This window comes from Streptomyces sp., from assembly GCF_036566765.1.
GTDB lineage: Bacteria > Actinomycetota > Actinomycetes > Streptomycetales > Streptomycetaceae > Streptomyces.
The window spans coordinates 1-2499 of the sequence record NZ_DATCVQ010000016.1 but is presented as its reverse complement, the minus strand read 5'-3'; the positions used below and the strand labels follow the sequence as shown (position 1 = coordinate 2499).

General features: G+C 72.4%; 2 protein-coding genes and 1 pseudogene. 1 reads left to right on the top strand and 2 read right to left on the bottom strand.

Annotation, left to right across the window (positions count from 1 at the left end):
• Both VIU94_RS00920 and VIU94_RS00915 read right to left on the bottom strand, forming a co-directional pair.
• Window positions 1–355 (bottom strand): annotated as a pseudogene (locus tag VIU94_RS00920) (hypothetical protein); the annotation flags it as partial.
• Window positions 356–628: 273 nt separating this feature from the next.
• Window positions 629–868: a chaplin gene (locus VIU94_RS00915; protein ID WP_331906429.1), complete on the bottom strand. Its 240-nt coding sequence runs from the start codon at window positions 866–868 to the stop codon at window positions 629–631.
• 349 nt (window positions 869–1217) lie between these two features.
• Here VIU94_RS00915 and VIU94_RS00910 point away from each other — a divergent pair, with 349 nt between their 5' ends.
• The gene (locus VIU94_RS00910) at window positions 1218–2381 is read left to right on the top strand and encodes a glycosyltransferase (RefSeq protein WP_414720861.1); all 1164 of its coding nucleotides are present in this window, start codon (window positions 1218–1220) and stop codon (window positions 2379–2381) included.
• Window positions 2382–2499: the final 118 nt, after the last annotated feature.

Sequence of the window (2499 nt, the reverse complement as noted above, 5' to 3'; positions counted from 1 at the left end):
CGGCGACGGGCGCGGGGGCGGCGGGCTTCGCGGCCGCGATGGCCGCCTTGATCTTGTCGGCGAGCGCCTTGGCGTCGGCGGCCGGGAGCTGTCCGTCGTCCGCGTTGAGCACGGCGTCGAGCAGGTCGGTCACCGGCGTGAGGACGCCGCCGAGGTCGGCCAGGGCCTCGACCTGGGCGAGGAGTGCGGCGGCGTTGGGCAGCGGATCTCGGGCCGCGGTGGATTCGGCGGATTCCGTGGTGGCCTCCGCTCGAGAGGCAGGGGACGAATCGGCGAAGGCGGGTCCCGCCGTGCCGAGGGTGAGAGCGGCGCATATCGCCATGGCGACGGCGCGGCTCGATACCTGGGGACGCATCTGTGTTCCTTTTCCTTATGCGTCGGACAACTTCCTCCTCCACCTGAAACGGGGCGACTGCGCTCCGCAACCGCGCGACTACGCAGTGCCATGCCTGCCTTCCGGGTGATTTCTCCGGCCTGACCTGGCGTCTTCTTCGCCCGTCGTTCCATCGGACGGCGCATCCGCCCGCCGCCGAACGAGTGCCGGGGCGTCGAGACCGCACGTCAAAAGGCCGGTGCGCCGCCCTCCCGGTCGGGGAGAGGCGGCGCACCGGCCACAGCAGGCGCTGGGTCAGGCGTTGAAGCAGACGTTGCCGAACGCCGGGTTCAGCGCGCCGATGACGCTGACGGTGTTGCCGCACAGGTTGACCGGGATGTGGACCGGAACCTGGACGAGGTTGCCGGACAGGACGCCCGGGGAGTGCACCGCGGCACCGTGCGCGCCGGCGTCGGCGGCGGCGACACCAGTGGCACCCGCGACGGACGCGGCGACACCGACGGACAGGACTACAGCCTTCGCGATACGGGACATGGAGAAGTGCTCCTCGATTGTGCTGATGGTGCGGACGGAATCGCCCTGCTCCATCAACAACGCGGCCCCTATTCATCGGTTGCTCTCCCGAACGGGTGACGTTCAGCAGATCTTTGGGCCATAGGAGGGGGCCATTCCGGATTCGGGCGGGGAAAGGCGCAACAGCTATAACGAGGAACCTGCCGAAAGGATACGGAAGTTAGCGTTTAGGAGCATCTAATGCTTACTATCGCCCGGCGTTGGGGTTATACCTGCCATCCTCCGGATCTCTTCTCGAGCGTTCCGGACCCTCACTCATCCAAGCGGAGAACCAATATGCGTAATTCAGCGGTTCTTGCTGTCCAGGCGGATGTTCGGCCCTGACATGCCGCCATCCGGCGAGTCGGCCGACTCGTTCCCCCTGACCGTCCTGCACCTGGTCCAGCCCTGTGACGGCGGAGTCGCCCGCGTCGTGACGGACCTGGTCGCCGACCAACTCGCGCGCGGGATGCGCGTCGCGGTCGCCTGCCCGCCCGGCACCCCGCTCGCGGCCGCCGTACGCGCGCGCGGCGCGATCGCGTACGACTGGCGCGCGGGCCGCCAGCCCGGGCCCCAACTCGCCAGTGAGACACGTGACTTGGCTCGCATCGTACGCCGCGCCTCGCCCGATCTCGTCCACACGCACAGCGCCAAGGCCGGGCTGTGCGGGCGACTTGCCGTACGCGGCCGGATCCCGACCGTGTACCAGCCGCACGCCTGGTCGTTCGAGGCGGTCGACGGGACGACCGCCGCGCTCGCCAGGGGCTGGGAGCGGTTCGGGGCCCGCTGGGCGCACCGCGTCGTCTGCGTCAGCGAGGCCGAGCGCCGCACCGGCGAACGGGCCGGGGTGCGGGCCTCCTGGTCAGTGATCCGCAACGGCGTGGACGTCGCGCGGTTCGCCGAGCCGACCGACGGGCCGGAGCCCGCGGACCGGCCGCCGACCGTGGTGTGCGTCGGCCGGCTGTGCCGGCAGAAGGGGCAGGACGTGCTGCTGCGCGCCTGGCCCGAGGTCCTCGACCACGTGCCCGGCGCGCGGCTCGTCCTGGTCGGCGACGGCCCCGACGAGCAGCGGCTGCGCGCCGCCGCGCCCGCGTCGGTGCGGTTCGCCGGCGCCGTCGACGACATCGCCCCCTGGTACCGGGAGGCCGATCTCGTCGTCCTGCCGTCCCGTTGGGAGGGCATGGCGCTGGCGCCGCTGGAGGCCATGGCGGCCGGCCGGCCGGTCGTCGTCACCGACGTGGACGGGGCCCGCGAGAGCCTGCCGCCCGGCCACGCGTCCCGCTGCCTGGTCCCGCCCGAGGACCCGGCCGCGCTCGCCGCCGCCGTCGGCCGCCTGCTCGGCGGGCCGGAGCCGCGGCGCACCCTGGGCCGCGAGGCCCGCGAGCACGTACTCAGCACTTTCGATGTGCGGCGCACCGGTGCGGCCATCGCGGACGTCTACCGCGAGCTGACCGCCGTGCGGTGCACCCAGCTCGGAGAGCCGATCTTCCAGTGACCACGGAAAGCACCAGCGTCCCTCATTCGTCCGGCCCCCTGTCCACCGCGGGCCGCCCGTCCGTCGCGCCGCCGCGCGGCTCCTCGGACCGGCTCGCGCTGCCGCCGCCGCGGCGCGC

Excerpts from the sequence above, each read along its gene's own strand:
- VIU94_RS00915 (WP_331906429.1), bottom strand. The coding sequence starts at position 868 with ATGTCCCGTATCGCGAAGGCTGTAGTCCTGTCCGTCGGTGTCGCCGCG.
- VIU94_RS00910 (WP_414720861.1), top strand. The coding sequence starts at position 1,218 with ATGTTCGGCCCTGACATGCCGCCATCCGGCGAGTCGGCCGACTCGTTC.